The organism is Pseudomonas sp. 05N36 (assembly GCF_056397385.1).
Window position 1 is genome coordinate 1 of record NZ_JBFTNH010000015.1, and the last position, 23,462, is coordinate 23,462.

Sequence of the window (23,462 nt, forward strand, 5' to 3'; positions counted from 1 at the left end):
GGTTTTTTCAGGACAGTCGGGAGCGGCTACTCATCGAGGGCCGAGCGTTGTAGCAGCAACGCTCACAATGAGCCCGGATACATTAGCGCAAGCCAGCTTTACCGAAAACAGCCAAAGAGGTTGCAGGAGAGGGGCTGACCATACATTTTAATGGGCGTTGTAAAAGTCTGTTTCAGACCTGACCAAGCGCTTAACCGAGACGTGCAGCCACACGCTCGGTGATCAGCGTGCGCTGATTGAGCGAGGCGGCAGCTCGCCGACGAGCTTCCTCCAGCACGGCTTTTGGTGCGCTTTGCGGGTCGCCCGAGTTGAAGGGTGGCGCGGGCGCGTATTCGAGTTGCAGTTGCACCAATTGCGCAGTGTCTTTGTCGTACAACTCAGCGGCCAGGGTCAGGGCAAAATCGATCCCCGCCGTGATCCCGCCACCGGTCAGCAGATTGCCGTCGCGTACCACCCGCTCCCGAACCGGAATGGCGCCCAACAGGCTCAGCAATTCATGATAGGCCCAGTGGGTCGTCGCCCGTTTTCCCTTGAGCAATCCAGCAGCGCCGAGCACCAATGCGCCGGTGCACACCGAGGTTACATAGCGTGCCTTGGCGGCGTGTTTGCGAATGAACGCCAGGGTCTGCGGATCTTCCATCAATGGCCCGACGCCGCTGCCTCCGGGGATGCAAATCACATCCAGGTCGGGGCAGTCATCGAACGTGGTGGTCGGCTTCAGGACCAGACCGGTGCTTGCCGTCACGGGGACCAGGTCCTTCCAGATCAAATGCACCTTCACATCCGGCAACGAAGCCAGCACATCGTAAGGTCCGGTCAGGTCCAGTTGCTGCACCTGTGGAAACAACAGAAAACCGATCTGCAACGTCATGACGCTATCTCCTTGGTCTGCATGTTCACACCCTTATTGGGTAGACGGTTTAACTGTAGGCTCGTAGGATTTGGCGCATACGCCAATCAACCCTCGAATTACGCCAATCATGCCGAACTCACCGAAAACCATTCATGTGCTGGCCTTCGCCAATGTGCAACTGCTGGATGTCACCGGACCCTTGCAGGTGTTTGCCTCGGCCAATGACATGGCCGCGCAGCGAGGATTGCCACCGCCCTATGCGCCGACGGTCATTGCCGATGGCGGCGGGGCGGTGATGTCCTCGGCCGGCTTGGCGCTGCTGGCCGAACCGTTGCCGAGCGAACCTTCCGACACGCTGATCATCGCGGGCGGCTGGGGTGTTTACGCGGCGGCCGAAGACGCTGTGCTGGTGGACTGGGTGCGTCAACAGGCGGCGCTTTCCCGGCGTGTGGCATCGGTGTGCACGGGCGCATTCTTGCTGGCCGCCAGCGGCTGGCTCGACGGACGTCGCGTGGTCACCCACTGGACCCGCTGCGATCAGCTGGCGCAAAAGCACCCGAAACTGCGGGTCGAGCCCAACCCGATCTTTATCAACGACGGCCCGGTCTGGACCTCGGCCGGGGTTACGGCCGGCATCGACCTGGCGTTGGCGCTGGTGGAAGCAGATCTGGGGCGCGGGATTGCCCTGGAAGTTGCCCGGCAACTGGTGGTGTTCCTCAAACGACCGGGTGGCCAGTCGCAGTTCAGTGTGACGCTGGACCTGCAACAGCACGGCAATCGCTTTGATGAGCTGCACGCCTGGATCGCCGAAAACCTCTCTCTGGACCTCGGCATCCCGGCGCTGGCGCTGCAAGCGGGCATGAGCGAACGCAGCTTCGTCCGACACTATCGCGCCGACACCGGCCAGACCCCGGCGCGGGCCATCGAACGGATTCGCGTCGAAACTGCACGGCGATTGCTGAGTGACACCGGAGTGCCGATCAAACGGATCGCCGTGCAATGTGGGTTCGGCAGCGAAGAAACCCTGCGTCGCAGTTTCCTGCGGGCCATGGGCGTGACCCCGCAGGCGTATCGCGAGCGGTTTTCGCGCGAAGACGCCTGTGCCACAGAGGCCTGCGAGATGTAAAGCTTGCGCTTACTTCACCAGCGTCAACTCACCATCGCAATACCGAACTTCGCGGCCTAACCACGCCAGATCGACCTGGGGCAGCACTGCCGAGGGTTTGCGCAGTTCACGCAACAAGGTCGAGCCATGGGACAAGCGTCCGCCCATGCGTGCGATCACCGCCCGCGCGGTCTGGTAGTGCGCGTGTCGTCCGGGGTCCAGGGTGTCTTCAAGCAGAATGTCGTCACCCAGAATGCCTTGGACCTGCCCCGGATAGATCATGAACCCCGTGGCCTGCTCGGTGCCTTCACGACCGTCCTGCCAGAAGCTGCCGTCACGCGTGCGAATGTCCGGATGGGCTCCGAACCAGTGCGCCCGATCCGCCATCGGCATGGCATGGTGCAGGCGAAAGAACAGCCGCATCAGGTTGTCGCGATACCACTCGCGCACTTGCAGGTAGTAACCGCGCAAGCCTGGCGCACCCGCTGAATGAGCCAGGTGGATGGCCCGGGACCATCGCGGGAATGCCTGCAAGGGCAGCTCGGTCGGTGCCGGGCGTGGCGTCGCCGGATCGGTTTCCCATGGCAGCCGATGTGGGCTGTGCGCAAGGTCGTCATACGCCGTCGGTGGGCGCCCCAGCAAATCGCCGCCACTGCTGGCCAACGCTGTGGCGATACACAGGTTTCCCTGCACCACAAACACATAGAACCGGGTAAACCAGTCGGCGAGTTGCTGGCCGTCGGCGCTTTGCGCGATCAGGTCTGTCAGCTCCTGGTCGAAGCGCTGCAATCGTTTTTCCAGTGTCAGCAAATGCCCGCGAGCGATGTGTTGCATGCGCAGCAATAAGGGCAGCGAACGCAATAGACGCAGAGGCCGCCAAGGCAGCTCCGGCGTCGCGCCACCGACTTCACCGGCGTAGCTGCTGGCAGAGATTCCCCAGTCCGCCAAGCGGGCGAGAAACAGGTCGTTGTTGATATAGGAGGCGCCGCCGAACACCGCAGTGAACGGCTCGTTGTCCTGCAAAACGCGTGGGTCCCAGCGCGCCATGATCGCCGGAATACTGGCCGCTGCACGTCGTTGGGCGTACTCCACCAGACGGCTCGGTTGTGGCGGCAGGATTTCGGCGATGTTGGCGGCGGTCAGGTGCCGACGCCAGCCGTAATCGCTGATCGGCCGGTATTGCAGCAACCACAGTTGCGTACCGTCCCAGGCCCATTCGACGTCGCCGGGCACATAGTGGAAGACCCGCAACACGTTCTGTAAAAAGCGCCACAGCTGGTCCGCGGTCAAGCCATGGGATGGCTTGAATGTGTCGTTGCTCCAGGAGGCGCCGAGCCGCGAAACAATCGCCCGCTGCGGACTCACCTGGCCGTCGGCCAGTGACTCGAGGTGACCCTCGACCCATTCCAGCTCGACCGACAGATGACGTACAAAGGCAATCCCGGACAGCAGGGGAGTGATGAAGCGTTGCACCACCACTTCTTCGACCCCGGCCGAACTCAACTCGGCAATCCGCGCAGGCACGCTGTGCGTTGGTTCACGCAGGAACGTGGTGCTCAAACCGGCGTTCGCCGCATCGGCTTGATCCTCTCCGTAACTGGAAGAGCGTACCGCCCAAGTGGCATTCGGTTGGCCGGCGAGAAACGCCGGCAAGCGTGAATCGTTGCAGTCATTGAGGGACAGCGCAGGGGGAACGGCTTGCCCGGCCAGTGTCGCCAGTTGCAAGCGCCCGCCCTTGGTGTGCGCGACGAATCCGCGCTCACCCGATTCCAGCCACTGCGCGAACTCGGCGGGTGAGTCGATCCATGGATAATGGCCCCATCCGGGTTTCAGGCTGATGGTCAAATCGGCACGGGCCAGAATCGCCGACCATGCAGCGGCTTGCTCGATGCCCAGTACTTTGTCCTGATCGCCCCAGACCAGCTCGACCGGATCGTTGATCCATTCCAGCAATGGCAGCGCAGTGTCCGCTCGCACCAGATCCCAGTGCGGTACAAAAGCCCGGCAACGCTCATAGCCGGCGCCCATGCGCCGGTACTGCGCGGGTGTCCAGGTCTGGCTGGAAAACTTGTGCGCAAACAGCGTGGGTTTGTTTGCCAGTAACCAGTGGATGGTCTTGCGAATGGGCAGCGGTGACATCAACGCCGGCAGACGTCGTTGCCACAAAAACGCGCCCACCGGTGCCAGCAATACACTCCTGCAAAAGTGCCCCGGTTGCCGTTGCAGCGCATGCAATACCAGCAAGGCATTCACGCCGACCGCCATGATTGCGCTGCCTTTGACGGTCGCCGTCAGCAACGCCTGAGCGTAGGCGGCGAGGTCCTCGCAGGGCGCTTGAGGGTTGTTCCCGAAACCTGGCAGTTCCAGCGGCACCACCTGATAGCGCTGAAAGTACGGCAGCGCATCATCCCACCAATCAGCGGCGCTGCCGTTGCCGGCCAGCAGGTACAAAAGGGGCTTGCTCATCAACAATCCTCAGGCCAGGTCGCGCAGGGCAGCGTCGAGGGTCGGGTAATGGAACGTATAGCCGGCCTCGGTCAGGCGATTTGGCACCACCCGTTGACCGTCGAAGAACAACTGCGCCATTTCGCCCGCCAGGGCGCGCACCGGGGCCGCCGGGATGTGGAACCACACCGGGCGCTTCAGGACTTTACCGACGCTGTCGGCGAACACCGCCTGACTGACTGCCTCCGGTGCGACCAGGTTGTAGGTGCCGCTCAGGCGGTTGTCGTCGAATGCACGGGCGATCACTTGAATCACATCGTCGCGGTGCACCCAGCTCATGATCTGCTGGCCATCGCCCATGCGCCCACCGAAACCCAGACGGAATGGAATCAGCAACGGCAACAACGCGCCGCCCGGGCCGAACACCACCCCCAGACGCATGACCACCTGACGCACGCCGAGTTCGCTGGCCGGTTGCGCAGCGGCCTCCCAGCGTGCGCACAGCTCGGCCATGAAACCCTCGCCCTTGGTGGCGCTTTCATCAAGGCTTTCGCTGGCGTCACGCACGCCGTAAAAACCGATAGCCGAGGCCTGAACCCACAGCGCCGGTTTATGTCGGGCATTCTTCAACCAGGTCATCAACGCTTGCGTGGTGTTGACCCGACTGGCCAGTAATTGCGCCTGACGCCTGGCGCTCCAGCGTGGACCGGCAACCGGCGCGCCAGCCAGATTGATCACCACATCGAAGGTTTCGTTGTAGCCCAGTTTGCTCAGCGAGCGCAGGCAGCGAGCGCGACCGTCAAACAGGTAGGCGGCTTTCAACGGATCGCGGGCCAGCACGCTGACGGTGTGGCCGGCATCGAGCAGTTGATTGACCAGGGTTTCACCGATAAACCCGGTCCCACCGGTCACCAGTACACGCTTATAGGCCCCCCCCGCGAACGGGTTGGCCGGTTTGCCTTCGCGCTGCATGCGAAGCGCCGCCAGCCCATCGCGAATACCGGAGGCGGTGACGCCGATCGCGAACAGCGTCAGCAACCAACCGCGCCAACCGAAATCGATAGGGCTCAGGGCGGTAGGCAGCGTTGCCCATTGCGCCAGTTGCACCCCGTACAACGCGAAGAACGCACCGCCATTGACTGCCAGCACCGTGTGCATGATGCGCTCGATGGCCGGCAACTTGCGGCTGCGATCCTCGACCACGAAGTCCCACAGCGTCAGGCCGATTTCCAGCGCGAACAGCAACGCAATGACAATCGCCCACGTGCCCTGGAAGGCCAGGTGCGCCATGCCCAGAAACAGGATGCCGTAGAAGCACGAACGCAACGCGTGGATCGACAGCTCCAGCCGTGCGCTGTGGCGATAGGGCAGGGCGACGGTCAGTTCATGGTGATAAAGGGTATCCAGCGCACCCAGAACCGCTTGGGCAATCAACAGCGTGAGCGCCCAGTCCAGCAGGGAAAAATCAGCCATGGTCGGATTCACTCAATACATTGACAGGGGAGAGGTGGCGACGGTCATGGCGATACAGCCAGAACAGGGGCGGCAGCAGGGCGATCAGCGCAAAGCTGTCAATCCACAAGTGTGACCAGACGTTGGCCTGGATCGAAATCAGCATGTCCTGAGGGGCCCAGAGCACGATCCCGGCAATTAACCAGCCCCACGCGATAGGGCTTTCCAGGCGATTGCCGAGGTGCACCAGCGCCAGCATGTACAGCGAATAACTTTGCAGGGTGGCGCCGAACAACGCCAACCACCAGACCTGTTGTGCGCGAGCGGCAGCAGGCGCGGCGTCTGCCCAGAAGGCTTGTTCGAGGGTTTGCAGATAGCCATCGAGCAAACCCGAGTGGCCAGCCCAGGTCAGCATGAGGCTGATGAGCAGATGCGCGATGGCGGCGGCATACAGCCAACCCACCAGCGTGCGCCGGAGGATAGAAGAGGTGGGTAACATTCCTTGTCCTGATCGCGTCCTTTTGGGGCGGCAAGTGTAACGATGTTTTGCCCGGCTTAGTGCTGAAAAGCGAGGTGTTGGGGGCGCCAAGGGGTGCTGCGATCGCGTCATGCGGCCGCGAGTGGGGGCTGGACGTGAATCAGAATGATTGACCCACCGGCAGGTGGGCCATGCGTTGCTCCTAGGCTTCCATTTCCGACGGCTGGTTGAAGTATTTCGAGCGGTCGGGGGTGAAGGTCACGACCATTCTGGTGCTGGAGCAGGTCATCGTCCGTTCCTGAGTCAAGTCGATGTCCAGGTCTTCACCGCGCAGGCCTTGCCATTGGGCGAGGTATTTGAGGGAGCCGAACTTGTCGCGTTTCTTCAGGCTGCGGCTGACGCCACCTTTCCAGCCGAGCACCGGGAGTTCGCCAGCCAGGCAGCGTTTTGCAAGATCGGGGAATTTGGCGGCACGTTCGCGGCCGATTTCCCAGCATTTGATCAGGCCTTTGTCGTCGGCTTCCCACAGTTGATCCCGGGTCAGGCCCGATCGGGGAGGTGCTTTGATGCTGCAGTGGATGCGATGGCTCATTCTGGTTCCTTGAATGCGGGTTTTTATTGAACAGCTCCGCTGTACCCGTTGAGGGGGCGATGGTATGAGGCGGATGGCTGGCATGCAACCGCATATTTCAGCGTGCGGAATGGCTCCCGCCAATGGGCGTGAACGCACTGTTGTTTAACGGTTGTAGGGCTCAGTCCAACAGAAGCCGCGACACGGTCCGTAGCAGCTGGCGAAGCCTGCGTTCGAATCGGTCCGCGCTCGGGCGCAGCAGTCGTCAATCCTGCCTCCACGGTGAACCTGAAAAAACGTGGTGTCTGATTTTACGGCCGCTACGCAGCCGAACGCAGGCTTCGCCAGCTGCTACGGATCGAGTGATGGTGTGAAGGTCTGTCTCCTACAAAAAGCGCTGCAGAGGGGAATTGTCCGACGAGATTTTCAGGTTGTGGTTAGGAAGGGCGCGGGACTAGTGTTTGCGGGTCGCTGCCAATTCAGCGGCCGGGTTTGGTCACCTGTTCAATGTCAGGCGCATGAGCGCCAACCTAAGCATGTCGGCGCTTTTTTTTGCACTTGTCGTTATGCTTCGCGGTGGGCTGTGCGCGGGGCACTTTCGAGTGCGCCGGGTGCCTGACTTCCCGGTTGACCAACCTGCGTACCGCCCACCACCCATCGTTTGGTCACGATGCTGGTGAGCTTCATGAATGTCAGGAGTTTCAACCATGGTCAAAATCACCCCCAATCCCCCCGAAAACCCCAGCGTTTCCCCTTACGATCCCCTCGATTCCAGCAAGCTGCATGAAGCCGCCGAACGTGCGCTGGATTACCACTTACCACCGTTCACCCCGCCACCGAAACTCGATACCCGGCCGGGCAAAATGTTTGTGGTCATTCCCGATGTCGATAACGAAACCCTGCTGGCCCACGCCAGCGAAACCCTGGCGTCAGTGAATGTGTTGGCCAGTGATCTGGCCTTCGAACTGGAAGGTTCGCGGCGTCATGTGGCGCTGGCGATTCAGCAGATGATTGTACTGAGCGAGTTGCTGGTAAATCGGGCGCTGGATAATTTCGATCCGTACGACTCCGACGCGTAGAGCACAACCTTGTGGCGAGGGAGCTTGCTCCCGCTGGGCTACGAAGTAGCCCAAAAACCTGCAATCGTGTTGTATCAGGCACACCGCGCTTACCGGGTCTGCGACTGCTGCGCAGCCGAGCGGGAGCAAGCTCCCTCGCCACAAGGGACTGTCTGCTGTCAGACAGTCCGCGTCAGGTCTCTCACCAGCACCTTACGGCTGCCAGTAACTCTTTTCCCCACTCAACTTCCGTTCGGCCAGTGATCTGGCCTTCGAACTGGAAGGTTCGCGGCGTCATGTGGCGCTGGCGATTCAGCAGATGATTGTACTGAGCGAGTTGCTGGTAAATCGGGCGCTGGATAATTTCGATCCGTACGACTCGGACGCGTAGAGCACAACCTTGTGGCGAGGGAGCTTGCTCCCGCTGGAGCGCGAAGCGGTCCCAAAACCATTCGATGCGGTTTTGCTGGAGGACTGAGTGACTGGGGGTTACGACTGCTGCGCAGCCGAGCGGGAGCAAGCTCCCTCGCCACAAGGGACTGTCTGCTGTCAGACAGTCTGTGTCAGGTCCATCACCAGCACCTCACGGCTGCCAGTAACTCTTCTCCCCACTCAACTTCCGTTCGAGAAAACTCGCCGCGCTGATCAGCGCCAGATGGGTCAGTGCTTGTGGCGTGTTGCCCAGGTGCCTGGCGTGGCTGTCGAACTCTTCGGCGTAGAGTCCGAGCGGGTTGGCGTAGCGCAGCAGTTGTTCGAACTCCAGGTGCGCTTTTTCGATCATACCGGCGCGGGCCAGGCATTCGACGTACCAGAACGAGCAGGCGGCGAAGGCACCCTCGGTGCCGGCGAGGCCATCGATCTGGCTGTCGTTGTGGTAGCGGTACACCATGCCGTCGCGCACCAGGGTTTTCTGGATCGCTTGCAGGGTTGATAGCCAGCGCGGGTCCTTGGCGCTGACGAAGCGCACCAGCGGCATCAGCAACATCGAACCGTCAAGCGCGGTGCCGCCGATGTGCTGGACGAAATGCCCATGTTCGTCGCTCCAGAAGTTGTTCCAGATGTCGGCGTAGATCGCTTGGCGGGTCTGATCCCAGCGGGCGAACGGGGCGGGCAGCGAGCGTTTCGAAGCGAGGCGGATGGCCCGGTCCAGTGCCACCCAGCACATCAGACGTGAATGCAGGAAATGATGCTGCTCACCCCGCATTTCCCAGATGCCGACATCCTCTTGTTGCCAGCTATCGCAAACCTGATCGACCACCTTGATGGCATGTTGCCAACTCTCATGGGAAATGGCCTCACCGTACTTGTTGACCAGGTACACCGCGTCCATCAACTCGCCGAAAATATCCAGCTGAACCTGCTCGTAGGCCTGGTTGCCGATACGTACCGGCTTGGCATTGCCGTGACCGGACAAGTGCCCGAGTTCGATTTCCGGCAGTTGCTGACGACCGTCGATGGCATACAGGACGTTGAGCTTCATCGCATTGCCATGGCAGTCGCTCATCCGTCCGTGCAACCAGCGCATGTAGGCGTTGGCTTCATCGACAAAGCCCAGGCGCATGAAGGCGTAGACGGTGAAGGAGGCATCGCGGATCCAGGTGTAGCGATAGTCCCAGTTGCGGGCGCCGCCGGGTATTTCCGGCAGGCCGAAGGTCGCGGCGGCGAGGATCGAGCCGTGTTTGCGCGAGGTCAGCAGCTTCAGCGCCAGTGCCGAGCGGTTGACCATTTCGCGCCAGCGTCCGCGGTAATTGGATTGCCCGATCCAGTCGCGCCAGTATTTCAGCGTGCGTTGCAGGCACAGGTCGCTGTTTTCATCCTTGAAACGTGGGTCGTCGAGGGCGCCGAGTAGAAATTCGGCGCTTTGGCCCTGTTTGAGGCTGAACGTGGCGACGGCAGCGTCTTTCACAACCTGCATCGGCTGATTGGCGTGCAGGCGTAAACCTGGCTGGTGAGCGGCTTCGAAGCAGATGTCAGTACCGTCGACCCGCGCTATGGTCTGCGCTCGGGCGTAGTCATGGCGCACCGCGCAATGCAGGTGGAACGTGGCGTGGCCACTGACCAGCCGCACACGACGGATCAACAGGGGCAGGGCGTCGTCGTTGTCGCCGACCGGCAGCAGGTCGGTGATTTCCACCACGGCCTGCTCACTCAACCAACGGGTTTGCAGTACGTTGGTGTCGGGCAGGTAGATTTGCTCGCGCCGGGCATCGGGCAGGTCGGGTGCCAGTTGGAAAATCCCCGCGTCCGGGGTGTCCAGCAATGAGCAGAAGATCGACGGACTGTCGAATTCCGGCCAGCAGAAAAAGTCCACGCTGCCCATGTCGTTGATCAGTGCGGCACTGCGCATGTCCCCGATGATGCCGTGGGCGTCGATAGCGCTTTGTCGCTCGTTGTAATGATCAGCCATTGCTGCGTCACTCCGGATAGAGACACATGCTCTGTCGATGAACAGTGTGCTGCCGATGAGATGTGCCTATCAGTCAGCTTTCGACGGGCGGGCTTATCAGGTGACTGGCGCAAGGTGGCGTGAGTTCATGTTTGGCGGGCTTATTTGTGGCTTTTTTACTACCTGGACGCTTTATGGCAAGTTGCACGCCTCAGCAGAGGATGGAACCCGATGGCAAATTCCTATCAAGCGCTATTCAACGCCCCCGGCAGCCGCGCTTTTGTGCTGGCGGGAATGGTCGCGCGCATGCCGATCTCGATGACCGGCATCGGCCTGATCACCATGCTCTCGCAGTTGCAGGGCGGTTACGCGTTGGCCGGGTCAGTGGCGGCGACCTTTGCCTTGTCCACGGCGTTTTGCGCGCCGCAGGTGTCGCGCATGGTCGACCGTTTTGGTCAGGGGCGGGTGCTGCCGGTGTCGGCCTTGGCCGGCGGTTGCGCGTTGTTGCTGCTGTTGCTCTGTACACGATTGCAAGCGCCGAACTGGACGCTGTTTGTGTTCGCCGCGCTGGCCGGTTGCATGCCGAACATGTCGGCGATGGTCCGGGCGCGCTGGACCGAGCTGTATCGTGGTCAACCGCAGTTGCAAACCGCCTATGCGCTGGAGTCGGTGCTGGATGAGGTGTGTTTTATCGTCGGACCACCACTCTCGGTGGGGCTGTGCGTGGTGGTGTTTCCCGAGGCCGGGCCGTTGGTGGCGTTGCTGATGTTGGCGATCGGGGTGAGCGCGTTTGTGTTGCAGCGCAGCACCGAGCCGTCGGTGCATCCGCATGACGCCGATCAACCGGGCTCGGTCGTTGGTTCGGCGGATGTACGCCTGTTGATGCTGTTGATGGGGGCCATGGGCACCATCGTCGGGGTGGTGGATGTGGTCAGCGTGGCCTTCGCCCAACAGCAAGGCCAGCCGGCAGCGGCAAGCATCGTGCTGTCGGTGTATGCCATCGGCTCGTGCCTGGCCGGGTTGGCGTTCGGCGCGTTGAAACCCGACGTGCCGTTGCCGCGTTTGTTTCTGTACGGCGGAGTGGCGACGGCGCTGACCACGCTGCCGTTGTTATTGGCGGGGAACATTTTCGGGTTGTCGCTGGCGGTGTTTGTTGCCGGGCTGTTTTTCGCACCGACGCTGATTGTCGCCATGGGGTTGGTGGAGCGCATTGTGCCGCCAGCCAAACTCACGGAAGGCCTGACCTGGCTGATCACCGGCCTGAGCATCGGCGTGGCGATCGGCGCAGCCGGTTCCGGCTGGCTGGTGGATGCCTTCGGCGCACGCAGCGGGTTTTGGCTGTCGATTGCGGCGGGGACGGTGGTGCTGGGCTCGGCCATCCAGAGTTATCGCCGGCTCAGGTGAGCGTTAGCGCGCGCTGACTCAGGTCCACAACCTGGCGCAGAACCTGTGGGAGCGTGGCTTGCCCGCGAAGCGAGCACCGCGATTTTTCAGGCATTGCGCGTTATCGTTCATCGCGGGCAAGCCACGCTCCCACAGGTACGGCGACTAATTTGTGTTGTGCATCATCCGTTCCCCCTTCACAGATAACTTGAGTGAGGGGGAATGCGGTGACCCAACTGACACTGCTGTGCCTGCCCTATTCGGGCGCGAGCGCCATGGTCTACAGCCGCTGGCGGCGCAAGCTGCCGGAATGGCTGCAGGTCAAGCCGGTGGAGCTGCCGGGGCGGGGCGCGCGTTTTGACGAGCCGTTGCAGACCGACATGCGCGAACTGGCGCTGCAACTGGCCCGGGAACAACGTTCGTCCTTGAAGGCGCCTTATGCCTTGTTCGGCCATAGCCTCGGGGCCTTGCTGGCGTGTGAAATGGCCCACGCCTTTCGGGCACTGGGCGCGCCGGAACCGGTGGCGCTGTTCGCGTCCGGAACGGCTGCACCGACAATGCGTTCGGACTATGACCGTGGCTTTTCCGAACCCAGGACCGACGCCCAACTGATCGAGCAATTGCGCGCCCTCGGCGGCACCAGCGAAGAAGTGCTGGGCAACGCAGAGCTAATGAGCCTGACGCTGCCGATCCTGCGGGCGGACTTTTTGCTGTGCGGGCGTTTTCAGCCCCAGGAACGACCACCGCTCAAGTGCCCGGTGCACGTGTTCGGCGGCAAGGCCGACCGGGCCAGCACCGAGCAATTGATCGGCTGGAGCCAGGAAACCCTGGGCAGTTTCTCGGTGGACATGCTGGCCGGCGGGCACTTCTTCATTCATGAGCATGAAGCCAAAGTGCTGCGGGCGATCAAGGGCTACTTGGAGATTCACCATTGGCGGCATGCCATGGTGGCTGTCGGGTAATCATCGCTTCTATATGAAAGATCGCAGCCGGCGTTTTGTTATTTCATGCCCTGAAAACACTCAACCTGAACCCTTCCTGAAGAACTTCCGATTTCATCCGGCGAAAATTGTTTCAAGGTTTACGCGCTTAAAAGTGCGGCGTAAGCTGCGCGCGTTTTCATCAATAGCGGAGACCCACGTGGGTACTTGTTCGAGTGACAGTAGTCGGCCGGTTACGGTAACCGGCATATTCTCGGCAAGATAACGCGCAGTTTCCTGTGCTGTTGTCTCGCCGCAAAGCGAGCAGCGGCATCCTGATCGTGGCCAGTCCTGGCCCGAGTCCTGACGTCCTCTCAACGACACTGAATCGTGTGTGATGCCGACCTTTGCGTCGTCATTGCAGCCTATCGACGCGCCTGTCTTTTTGACGGGCGGGCCGGATCCGCTTTGCCCGTTTGATGGCAAGGCGTGAGGTCGGCCGTACCTGCTCGTGGGTTTCCCGGCCGATCCTTGGGGGAACCGCCATGAAACTCACTCTGTTGAAAGAGTTCTTCGCAGGCTTTCTGCGGACCCGACACTTCGCCCGGCACTTCCGCCGACTGGCGTTGCTGGAAAGCTTCACCGACACGCCGGTCAACCGTGAGGTGCCGCCCACCCTGGCGCAAACCCTGGTGGCCGCCGCCAACAGCGACACCGGCAGCCTGCTGGAAAAACTCGGCAGTCACAGTGACGGCCTGAGCGACAGCGAGGCCGAGGCGCTGCGTGAGCAGTTCGGCCTCAACGAAGTCGAGCATGAGCAGCCACTGCCATGGTGGACGCACCTGTGGCACTGCTACAAAAACCCGTTCAACCTGCTGTTGACCTTGCTGGCCGTGATCTCGTGGCTGACCGACGACCTGAAGGCCGCCACGGTGATTTTCTCGATGGTGGTGCTCTCGACCCTGTTGCGCTTCTGGCAAGAGGCCAGGTCGAACAAGGCCGCCGATGCGCTCAAGGCGATGGTGAGCAACACCGCGACCGTGATGCGCCGTGACTTCAGCGCTGAACCTGCGACGGTGTTTGGCAAACTCTATGGTGCGGCAGCCCGGGTCAAAGGGGCGCAGCGCATTGAACTGGCGATCAAGCAACTGGTGCCGGGCGACCTGATCGTGCTCTCGGCCGGCGACATGATTCCTGCCGATTGCCGGGTGCTCAGCGCCAAGGACCTGTTCGTCAGCCAGGCGGCGATGACCGGTGAATCGATGCCGGTGGAAAAATTCCCGCGCCAGCAGGACAACGACACCAGCAACCCGCTGGACCTCGACAATATTCTGTTCATGGGCACCAACGTGGTGTCGGGCGCGGCCACGGCGGTGATTCTGACCACCGGCAACAACACCTATTTTGGTGCGCTGGCCCAACGTGTCGGCGCCACCGATCGCGTGCCGACTTCATTCCAGACCGGCGTCAACAAAGTCAGCTGGCTGCTGATCCGTTTCATGTTCGTGATGGCGCCGTTGGTGCTGTTCATCAACGGTTTCACCAAGGGTGACTGGATGCAGGCGCTGCTGTTCGCGCTGTCCATCGCCGTGGGCCTGACCCCGGAAATGCTGCCGATGATCGTCACCTCGACCCTGGCCAAGGGCGCGGTGTTCCTGTCGCGCAAAAAAGTCATCGTCAAACGCCTCGACGCAATCCAGAACTTCGGCGCGATGGACGTGCTCTGTACCGACAAGACCGGCACCCTGACCCAGGACAAGATCTTCCTGGCGCGGCATGTCGACGTCTGGGGCGAAGAGTCCGAAGACGTGCTGGAAATGGCCTACCTGAACAGCTACTACCAGACCGGGCTGAAAAACCTGCTGGACGTGGCGGTGCTCGAGCACGTTGAAATACAGCGTGAACTGAACGTCGGCAGCGCCTTTCGCAAGGTCGATGAAATCCCGTTCGACTTCAATCGCCGGCGCATGTCGGTGGTGGTGGCCGAGCAGCACCAGCCCCATCTGCTGATCTGCAAAGGCGCGGTGGAAGAAGTGTTGGCGGTGTGCAAGCGTGTGCGTCACGGCGAGGCTGAGGAAGCGCTGACCGATGAGCTGCTGGCACGGATTCGTCAGGTCACGGCCGAGCTCAACGAAGAAGGCTTGCGCGTTGTCGCGGTGGCCGCGCGGTCAATGCCGGCCGGTCGCGACACTTACAGCCTGGGCGATGAACAGGAGCTGACGCTGATCGGTTACGTGGCGTTCCTCGATCCGCCGAAAGAAAGCACCGCGCCTGCGCTCAAGGCCCTGGCTGCCCACGGTGTGGCGGTCAAAGTGCTGACCGGTGACAACGAACTGGTGACCGCAAAAATCTGCCGCGAAGTGGGCCTGGAGCAACAAGGCCTGCTGATGGGCAATGACATCGAACGCATGAGCGACGCCGAGTTGGCGCTGGCAGTGGAGACCACCAATGTCTTCGCCAAACTGACGCCGACGCACAAGGAGCGCATCGTTCGCCTGCTCAAGGCCAACGGGCACGTGGTCGGTTTCATGGGCGACGGCATCAACGACGCGCCGGCGTTGCGTACCGCCGATATCGGTATTTCGGTGGACAGTGCGGTGGACATCGCCAAGGAAGCGGCCGACATCATTCTGCTGGAAAAGAGCCTGATGGTGCTGGAGGAGGGCGTGCTGGAAGGCCGGCGGACCTTCGCCAACATGCTCAAGTACATCAAAATGACTGCCAGCTCGAACTTCGGCAACGTGTTCTCGGTATTGGTGGCGAGTGCGTTTATCCCGTTCCTGCCGATGTTGCCGATGCACCTGCTGGTGCAGAACCTGCTGTATGACATTTCGCAGATCGCCATCCCGTTCGATAACGTTGATGACGAGATGCTGAGAAAACCACAACGCTGGCAGCCGGCTGATGTCGGGCGCTTCATGATCTTCTTCGGCCCGATCAGTTCGGTGTTCGACCTGCTGACGTTCGCCTTGATGTGGTATGTGTTCGATGCCAACACCCCGGACCATCAAACCCTGTTCCAGTCGGGCTGGTTCGTGGTCGGGTTGCTGACCCAGACGCTGATCGTGCACATGATCCGCACGCCGAAGATTCCGTTCCTGCAAAGCCGTGCAGCCACGCCGTTGCTGGTGATGACCGGAATCATCATGCTGGTGGGAATCTTCCTGCCGATGGGGCCGCTGGCGCATTACTTCAAGTTGCAGGCGTTGCCGTCGCTGTACTTTGTGTTTTTGCCGGTGATCCTGCTGGCATACATGGCGCTGACCCAGGCGGTGAAAGGCTTCTACATCCGCCGGTTTGGCTGGCAATAAGCCGTTTTCGCGACGAACGCATCCCCTGTGGCGAGGGGCAGCCCCCTCGCCACAACAAAAAAATTAAAAGTAGATGGAACTGTTTCTTTCAGAAAGGTCCTACAGAAACCCCGCGGCATTGCCCTTAGTCTCAGGCGCTCTTGATAAGGGTGGGCGTAAACAGCCGCACCGTCATTGTAGGGTCAATCAACCATGCCGAATAAAGCGTTACGTATCCTGATCGCCGATGAGCAGCATTTTCATCGCATGAAAATCGAGCGCAGGCTGAATCAGCTCGGTTACTACCGAATTGCCCCCGTGCATTCCCTTGTAGAGCTGCTCAGCGTTGTCGAATACGGCTGTGAGCCGTTTGATCTGGTGATCATCAATGCAACCTTGTGTACCGGGACCGGCCTGGACCTGGTGGCGTTCTGCCAAGACAACCAGCAGATCTGTCATACATTGATCTACGATGCCCAGAAAGCCGGCCTGCCCGCGTTGTTCGCCGTCCAGCAGCACAACGTGCGGATCAGCCAGGACCGCGTACCGGACCAGGAAACCCTCGAAGGGCTGATGAGTCGCGTCGATATACCGGCTCACGGTTCCCGGCGTGGGCACGCCCGGCAGCAGGGCGGTTTGCGCGCCTGAGGCACACGACCGTTGGTCTGAACTGTCAACTTTGACAGGTAGTTTCGCCCTGTTTCTCGTGCAACAGTCGTTGCGCAGCCGTTGTGTCAGCCTTGGCAAATGCCGAGGGCGGCACGCCGGGGTTTTTGGGCGTTTCTACAGGAGTTGCCATGAGTTCAGCGCTGATCGTGGACGATCACCCGGTTGTTGTGGCCGCCATAAAAATGCTGCTGGCGGCGCTTAGGGACTCTAAAGACAGACTGATGTTCCAGACCATTCTGGAGTCATCCAATGGCGCTCATGCGCTGCAAATGATCCGTGAGCATTTACCCGTTCTGGTGGTGCTGGACCTGAGTATGCCCAAGCTTGGCGGGCTGGATCTCCTGAGCCGTTTGCAGCACGAACGGTTGCCCTGCAGGATTTTAGTCTTCACCTCCTTTGAACCAAGGTTTTATGTCCAGCGCTGCATGAAGGCCGGGGCCTTGGGTTTCGTCGCGAAAACCAATGATCTGGAGGACCTGCGTAAAGCCATTAATGCGTTGATGTCCGGCTACACGTGTTTCCCTCAGGTCGACACTGACTCAGTGAACCTGGACGCACTGCAACTCAACGAATTGCAGATGATCGAGAAGCTCTCCGACCGTGAACTGACCATCTTTCGATATCTGGCGCTTGGCTTTAGCAACAAGCAGATCGCCGAAGTCATGTACCTCAGCCACAAAACCATCAGCACCTACAAAACCCGCTTGATCGCAAAGCTTAATGTGAAATCCTTGGTTCATCTGGTGGATTTCGCCAAGCGTAATCAGCTGATCTGAATGCAGATGAGCCTGCGCGTATGGCTGATTGCCTTGACGTTGCTCAGTCCCTTCTGGTCGGTGGACAGCTTCGCCGCAAAACCACAGCTGCTGAAGCTGCAAGGGCGTTCGGTCGTCGACGATTACCAGGTCGAACTGGAAGATGCCGACTGGCGCTGGCTGCGCGAGCAGGGCAGCTTGCGACTGGGCGCTTCTGCGCCGGATTACGCGCCGTTCGAGGTCACCATCAGCGACAAGTACCTGGAAGGTATTACTGCCGATTTTGCGGTCCTGCTCAGCCAGCTACTGCACATCCCGGTCGAGGTGAAACGCTATCGGACCCGAGGCGAGGTGATTGCCGCGTTGAAGCAGGGCAATGTCGATCTGTTGGGCACCGCCAACGACTTTGAAGCGGCCGATCCGCAGCTTTTGATGTCGCGTACCTATGCCGAAGACGCCCCGGCCCTGGTCACCCGCTTGGGCGACAGCGCCCGGCTGACACCCGACCTTGAGGGGCAGCGGGTGGCGATGCTCGATCATTATTTGCGACCCGAAGCGGTCTACGCGGTTTATCCCAAGGCACACCTTCAACTGTATGACTCGACATTGAGTGCCATCGGCGCCGTGGCTTTCGGCGGTGCCGATATCTATTTGGGCGACTCCCTCAGTGCCGGTTACCTGATCAATAACAGTTACCTGAACAACGTGCAGCTGGCGGGATTTGCCCGCCTGGACGTCAACGCATTCGGCTTTTCGGTGAGTGCCGACAACCCTCGATTGCGGCGGATTATCGATGCCGCGTTGGCGGTGATTCCTGTGCAGGAACGCATGACGGTTCTGCGCCGCTGGAGTGCCGGCAGTAGTTTCAGCGGTGCGCAACGCTTGCAGTTGAGTGCCCGCGAACAACGTTGGATGGATAGCCACCCATCGGTCAGAGTCGGGGTCATCGACAACTTTGCACCCTTGTCTTTTTATGACGATAAGGGCGAGTTCAGAGGCCTCAGCGCCCAGGTCCTGGACCGGATCAGCCTGCATACCGGGCTGAAGTTCGAGCTCGTGCGCGGCCATTCGTTGTATCAGCAAATAGAGCAGGTCAAGCAAGGCGGGATCGACCTGCTGGCTGTGATTACCCCGAGTAACGAGCGTCAGGCGGAACTGCGTTTTACTCGACCGTATCTGATCAATCCCTTTGTCCTGGTCAGCGCAGGCGGTACCGGGGACCCTGGGACGCTGGACGACCTGGCCGGTAAGCGGTTGGCGATTTACAGCGGTCATGCGCTGCGCGAGTTCATCATTGCGCGCGTTCCCAGTGCGCACTTCGTTGATGTGCAAACCCCCGCCCAAGGTATGGCGCTGGTCGCCAAGGGGCAAGCCGACGCGGCATTGAGCTCGTTGATCATTGCTCGCTACCTGATTGCTCGGGAGTACCGTCACGTTCTGGAGATCACCAGCACGGTGGGCACCGAACCGGCACACATCAGCTTCGCGACCAACCGTGGAGCCCTTGAACTCAACTCAATCCTCAATAAAGCTCTGTTAAGCATTCCCCCGGAAGAAATGGACGAATTGGCCAACCGCTGGCGCAATGAACTGCCGGTGGATGACAGCTACTGGTCGCGCCACCGCACTGCCATCCTTCAGGGTTTTTTGGCCGCGGGACTGTTGCTGCTGTTGGCGCTGGGCTGGATTGCCTACCAGCGCAACCTGATCCGCAAGCGCCAGCAATTGCTGCAACAGGTGCAGCAAGCCAGGGACGCGGCAGACGATGCCAACCGTGCCAAAACCACCTTCCTGGCAACCATGAGCCATGAAATCCGCACGCCAATGAACGCTGTGATCGGCATGCTCGAACTGGCGATGTTGCGAGCTGAGGAGGGCGTCACCGACCATCTTGCGATAGAGGTGGCATGGAATGCAGCGCGGCAGATGCTGGAGCTGATCGGCGATATTCTGGACATCGCGCGGATCGAGTCGGGGCATTTGTCCCTGACCCCGGAACGCGCGAATCTGTTGGCGCTGGTCGGTTCGGTGAGCAACGTGTTTGAAGGTCTGGCGCGGCAAAAGAACCTGCTTTGGCAGGTCGAACTGGATGCCCGTAGTGACCGCGATGTGTTGATCGACCCGATGCGTTTCAAGCAAATCGTCTCCAACCTGCTGAGCAACGCGATCAAGTTCACCCGCACCGGACAGATCAGCCTGACGCTACGAGTAGAGCCCGCTGCCGTTCACGGGAACCTGGCGATCAGCCTGCGTATCAAGGACAGCGGGATTGGCATCAGCGAGTTCGACCAGCAGCGATTGTTCAGTCCGTTTGTACAGGCCAGCAATAGCCCGCAGGATGGCCGCAGTGGCTCCGGGCTGGGCTTGCTCATTAGCCGTTCACTGTGCGAGATGATGGGGGGGCGATTGCAATTGAGCAGCACGCTGGGCGCGGGTACGCAAATCGACGTCAGCCTCGATGTACTGGCATTGCAGCCGCTGGCCGCGCCGCCACCGATTGAGACTGCGTCATCGGAGCGAGGGCACTCGTTGAACATTCTGGTGGTTGACGACTACCCGGCCAATCGCCTGTTGCTGGTACAACAACTGAGCCGTCTCGGGCACCGTGTGTGTGATGCCCAGGACGGTGAGCAGGGGCTCGAATGCTGGCGTAAAGATACGTTCGAGGTGGTGATCACCGATTGCTACATGCCGAACCGCAGCGGTTACGAGTTGGCCATGGCGATTCGTGACGAGGAGCGGGCCAATGGGGATGTGCCTTGCCTGATCCTCGGTTTCACTGCCAATGCCCAGCCCGAAGAAAAGATCCGCTGCATGGAAGCCGGGATGGACGATTGCCTGTTCAAGCCCATCGGCCTGAAGGACCTGAGTGCCCGTCTGGCCGGCGTGACGCCGGACACCAACACGCGACAACCGCTCGAAACGCTGCCGGCCAGCGCTGCCGAAATCGACCTCGGCAGCCTTGAAGAACTGGCCGGACCTGACCGCAGCCTGATCAATAAATTACTGGCTGAGCTGGCCGCCAGTAATGCCGAGGACCTGGCACGCTTACAGGGCTTTTACCGCCAACGTGACCGCATGGGCTTGCGGGAGCTGGCCCACCGGATCAAGGGCGGCGCGCAAGTGGTCAAGGCCCGGCGCCTGGTTCAGTGTTGCGAACAACTGGAAGCTGCCTGCGGCGGGCGCGACAACAACGTATTGAGCCAGGCGGTGCAGGCCTTGCAAGACGCCATGGAGCGTTTGGCTCTGCACCTGGAGCAACGCTGAGCGGCCCTGCTCAATCCCAGTCGGGAGCGATACCTTTCGGGCTGGTCAGGCGCTGGCCGCGCTCAAGCCCGGCGATCAGCGCCATATCGGCTTCGCTCAACGTCAGGTCGCGGGCCGCCAGGTTGCTGTCGAGGTTGACCCGTTGGGTCGAAGACGGGATCACCGCGTAACCCTGCTGCATGGCCCAGGCCAGCGTGACTTGCGCCGGGGTTGCCTGATGCCGCTCGGCGATCTGCTGGATGACCGGGTCCTTCAGGACTTCGCCATAGGCCAGGGTCATGTAGGAGGTGATTTGAATACCCTGGCTCTGGGCGAATTCGACCACTGTGCGGTTTTGCAGGTAAGGGTGCAGTTCGATCTGATTGGTCGCGATGTTGTCCGCGCCGACCGCGTCGATGGCTTGTTGCATGAGGTCGACGGTGAAGTTCGACACACCGATCTGCCGGGTCAGGCCCAGCGCCTTGGCTTCCAGCAGGGCGCCCATGAATTCATGCACCGGCACCTGGTTTTCCGGGGACGGCCAGTGGATCAGCGTCAGGTCGAGGTAGTCGGTTTTCAGTTTGCGCAGGCTGTCTTTCAAGCTGCTGATCAGCTGGTCCTTGGCGAAATTGGCGATCCAGATCTTGCTGGTGATGAACAGTTCTTCGCGGGCAATGCCGCTGGCGGCGATGGCCTGGCCGACGTCGGCTTCGTTGTCGTAGATCTGCGCGGTATCGATCGCCCGGTAACCGAGTTCAAGGCCGGTGCTCACCGAATCGATGACCACCTGGCCTTGCAGGCGAAACGTACCGAGGCCGAAGGCTGGAACAGACATGTGTGACTCCAAGGGTTGTGACAGGAATGGCCGCGAGTATCCCGGTCTGCATCCTTGAGAAAAACCGCTGTATCGGCAAAGCACTCTTTACTGAAAATCACGAATCCAGGGCACCTTGCGATCAAACACTCCTACACTGTACCCAATCTGTGCGATCTTCACGCCATTGGCTTTGCTGGAGTTGCTTGATGTTGTCACTTCTCACCGATCACCCGATGTTCTGCGCCCTGGCGCTGATTCTGCTCGACATCCTGCTGTGGCGGTTGGTCAGTGTCAGTCACTGGCAGTTGGTCGTGCGGGTGGTGATTTTTGCGTTGTTCAGCGCCGTGCTGTTCAACGAAGGCATGAACCCGATGGACGTGGCGCCCTGGCCGGAGAACGTGCCGTTGCACCTGGCTGCGACCGGATTGCAGATCGGTTGGTGGCTGTTCGGCGCGCGAACCCTGACGGTATTGCTCGGCACGGTGATGATGCAACGGGTCGGGCATACCGGCCGGCTGTTGCAGGATTTGCTCGGTGCGGTGATTTTCCTGATCGCGATCATTGCCGCCCTGGCGTATGTGCTCGATTTGCCGGTCAAAGGCGTGCTGGCGACTTCCGGTGCCCTGGCGATCATTGTCGGCCTGGCATTGCAGAGCACCCTCAGCGACGTGTTTTCCGGCATCGTGCTCAACACCACCAAACCCTATCAACTGGATGACTGGATCTCCATCGACGGCACTGAAGGCCGGGTCACCGACATCGACTGGCGGGCCACGCGGCTGCAAACCTCACAGGGCAGCATGGCGGTGATCCCCAACTCGTTGGCGGCCAAGGCCAAGATCATCAACTTCAGCCGGCCCAGCGACATTTTCGGCATTACCATCAGCCTGCAACTGAGCCCTCATGCACGCCCGCACACGGTGATCGAAGCGCTGGAGCGGGCGATGCAGGGTTGCCGGCCGTTGCTCGGCAAACCGGCACCGAGCGTTTCCTTGAAAAGCTCCAGCGCCAGTGGCGTGGAGTACGAGATCATCGGCTTTGTATCGTCCATGGGGCAAAAACGTGAAGTGCGCAATCTGCTGTACGACCTGGCCTTCCGGCATTTGCGTGCGTCAGGCGTGAGCCTGTTGTCGACCGCAGAAACCACAACACCGCCGGACCTTTCGCGGCCACGGGCGTTGCTCGAAAGCTCGAGTATTTTCTCGACCTTGCGTTCGGAAGAGAAAGACACCTTCAGCCAGAACATGACGCTTATTACCTTCCGTCCCGGGGAAATGATCCTGCCGGCGGGTGAGGTCAGCGATCACCTGTTCATCATCGAATCCGGGGTGGTGTCGGTGGCCTTGAGCCGTGGCGGCAACAAGTTCGAAGCCGGGCGCATGGGGCCGGGCGAGGTGATCGGCGAAGCCGGGATTCTCTCGGATAAATCGGTACCGGCGGACTTTACGGCCAAGACCTTCTGCACCTTGTACCGGATCGAAAAGGAATACCTCAGACCCTGTCTCGACGCCCGCCACGACATCAACGAAGCGATGCAGACGCTGCTGGATTTCCGCTTGCACACTGCGCAAACCCTGACTCAGGAAGTGCCGAAAGTGGTGGAGAAGAAGGGCTTTCTGCAGTGGTTGCGTAGCCGGACGTAGGCCGTTACGGCGCCTTATGAAACAGAGGCGGGCCCGACCAGTTATGCCGCTCAAAGCGCTTCGTAGCAGCTGCCGAGCCCGCGAGGCTGCGTTCGAGGACGCAGTCCTCGCCAACCTGTGTACACGGTTTGCCTGAAAGAACGAGTTGCCTGATTTTACGACTGCTTCGCCCGAGCGCGGACCGAGCCAAACGCAGCCTCGCGGGCTCGGCAGCTGCTACGGTTGTTGTTACACCGGTGAATCGAGGTGATCCCGCTCTCGATTCACCGCCAACCCGGCCGCAGAAACGCTCGCGCCAAAAGACGGGCAKGCCAGTCATTGGCTACCTCGACTTCTGAATAATTGGCTATTTGTGCCAATCGCCGGCAGCGCTACCGTATGGCGCATTCCC

The 23,462-nt window shown here is 60.6% G+C and carries 16 protein-coding genes and 1 pseudogene; 10 read left to right on the plus strand and 7 right to left on the minus strand.

Features of this window, described 5'->3' with window-relative positions:
• Positions 1-190: 190 nt before the first annotated feature.
• Positions 191-871, minus strand: a complete 681-nt coding sequence (gene inhA / locus AC1DIH_RS18830) for an isonitrile hydratase (protein ID WP_477772828.1) — start codon at positions 869-871, stop codon at positions 191-193.
• Between the two features lie 109 nt (positions 872-980).
• On the opposite strand from inhA, the gene AC1DIH_RS18835 reads away from it, so the two are divergent.
• Entirely contained in the window at positions 981-1,979 is a 999-nt protein-coding gene (locus AC1DIH_RS18835) for a GlxA family transcriptional regulator (RefSeq protein ID WP_477772829.1), read from the plus strand.
• A gap of 9 nt (positions 1,980-1,988) precedes the next feature.
• On the opposite strand, the gene AC1DIH_RS18840 is transcribed toward AC1DIH_RS18835, so the two are convergent.
• The 4 genes from AC1DIH_RS18840 to AC1DIH_RS18855 all read right to left on the minus strand — a co-directional run bounded on the left by AC1DIH_RS18840 (position 1,989) and on the right by AC1DIH_RS18855 (position 6,925).
• Positions 1,989-4,424, minus strand: coding sequence for an alpha/beta hydrolase (locus AC1DIH_RS18840; RefSeq protein ID WP_477772830.1), 2,436 nt, complete (start codon positions 4,422-4,424; stop codon positions 1,989-1,991).
• Between the two features lie 9 nt (positions 4,425-4,433).
• A complete protein-coding gene (locus tag AC1DIH_RS18845; protein ID WP_477772831.1) occupies positions 4,434-5,876 on the minus strand; it encodes a TIGR01777 family oxidoreductase in 1,443 nt (480 codons plus the stop codon).
• Positions 5,869-6,354, minus strand: a complete 486-nt coding sequence (locus tag AC1DIH_RS18850; protein WP_477772832.1) for a cell division protein — start codon at positions 6,352-6,354, stop codon at positions 5,869-5,871. Before AC1DIH_RS18850 ends, AC1DIH_RS18845 begins: the two co-directional genes overlap by 8 nt.
• Before the next feature lie 181 nt (positions 6,355-6,535).
• Positions 6,536-6,925: a hypothetical protein gene (locus AC1DIH_RS18855; protein WP_477772833.1), complete on the minus strand. Its 390-nt coding sequence runs from the start codon at positions 6,923-6,925 to the stop codon at positions 6,536-6,538.
• A 686-nt stretch (positions 6,926-7,611) separates the two neighbouring features.
• Here AC1DIH_RS18855 and AC1DIH_RS18860 point away from each other — a divergent pair.
• A complete protein-coding gene (locus AC1DIH_RS18860) occupies positions 7,612-7,983 on the plus strand; it encodes a DUF6124 family protein (protein WP_477772834.1) in 372 nt (123 codons plus the stop codon).
• A gap of 235 nt (positions 7,984-8,218) precedes the next feature.
• A pseudogene (locus tag AC1DIH_RS18865) lies at positions 8,219-8,353 on the plus strand (DUF6124 family protein); the annotation flags it as partial.
• A 192-nt stretch (positions 8,354-8,545) separates the two neighbouring features.
• On the opposite strand, the gene AC1DIH_RS18870 reads toward AC1DIH_RS18865, so the two are convergent.
• Positions 8,546-10,369: a glycoside hydrolase family 15 protein gene (locus AC1DIH_RS18870; RefSeq protein WP_477772835.1), complete on the minus strand. Its 1,824-nt coding sequence runs from the start codon at positions 10,367-10,369 to the stop codon at positions 8,546-8,548.
• A gap of 210 nt (positions 10,370-10,579) precedes the next feature.
• On the opposite strand from AC1DIH_RS18870, the gene AC1DIH_RS18875 reads away from it, so the two are divergent.
• From AC1DIH_RS18875 to AC1DIH_RS18900, 6 genes are all read left to right on the plus strand, one after another.
• Positions 10,580-11,752, plus strand: coding sequence for an MFS transporter (locus AC1DIH_RS18875; protein ID WP_477772836.1), 1,173 nt, complete (start codon positions 10,580-10,582; stop codon positions 11,750-11,752).
• A 206-nt stretch (positions 11,753-11,958) separates the two neighbouring features.
• On the plus strand, positions 11,959-12,693 hold the full coding sequence (locus tag AC1DIH_RS18880) for a thioesterase II family protein (RefSeq protein ID WP_477772837.1): 735 nt from the start codon (positions 11,959-11,961) through the stop codon (positions 12,691-12,693).
• A gap of 503 nt (positions 12,694-13,196) precedes the next feature.
• Positions 13,197-15,962, plus strand: coding sequence for a magnesium-translocating P-type ATPase (gene mgtA, locus AC1DIH_RS18885; protein WP_477772838.1), 2,766 nt, complete (start codon positions 13,197-13,199; stop codon positions 15,960-15,962).
• Positions 15,963-16,154: 192 nt separating this feature from the next.
• Complete coding sequence (locus AC1DIH_RS18890; RefSeq protein WP_347927461.1) at positions 16,155-16,589, plus strand: response regulator; 435 nt, start codon at positions 16,155-16,157, stop codon at positions 16,587-16,589.
• Positions 16,590-16,738: 149 nt separating this feature from the next.
• Positions 16,739-17,386, plus strand: coding sequence for a response regulator (locus tag AC1DIH_RS18895; protein ID WP_477772839.1), 648 nt, complete (start codon positions 16,739-16,741; stop codon positions 17,384-17,386).
• Entirely contained in the window at positions 17,387-20,632 is a 3,246-nt protein-coding gene (locus AC1DIH_RS18900; protein ID WP_477772840.1) for a transporter substrate-binding domain-containing protein, read from the plus strand.
• Positions 20,633-20,642: 10 nt separating this feature from the next.
• On the opposite strand, the gene dkgB is transcribed toward AC1DIH_RS18900, so the two are convergent.
• The gene (dkgB, locus tag AC1DIH_RS18905; protein ID WP_477772841.1) at positions 20,643-21,446 is read right to left on the minus strand and encodes a 2,5-didehydrogluconate reductase DkgB; all 804 of its coding nucleotides are present in this window, start codon (positions 21,444-21,446) and stop codon (positions 20,643-20,645) included.
• A gap of 188 nt (positions 21,447-21,634) precedes the next feature.
• On the opposite strand from dkgB, the gene AC1DIH_RS18910 reads away from it, so the two are divergent.
• Positions 21,635-23,071, plus strand: a complete 1,437-nt coding sequence (locus AC1DIH_RS18910) for a mechanosensitive ion channel domain-containing protein (protein ID WP_477772842.1) — start codon at positions 21,635-21,637, stop codon at positions 23,069-23,071.
• Positions 23,072-23,462: the final 391 nt, after the last annotated feature.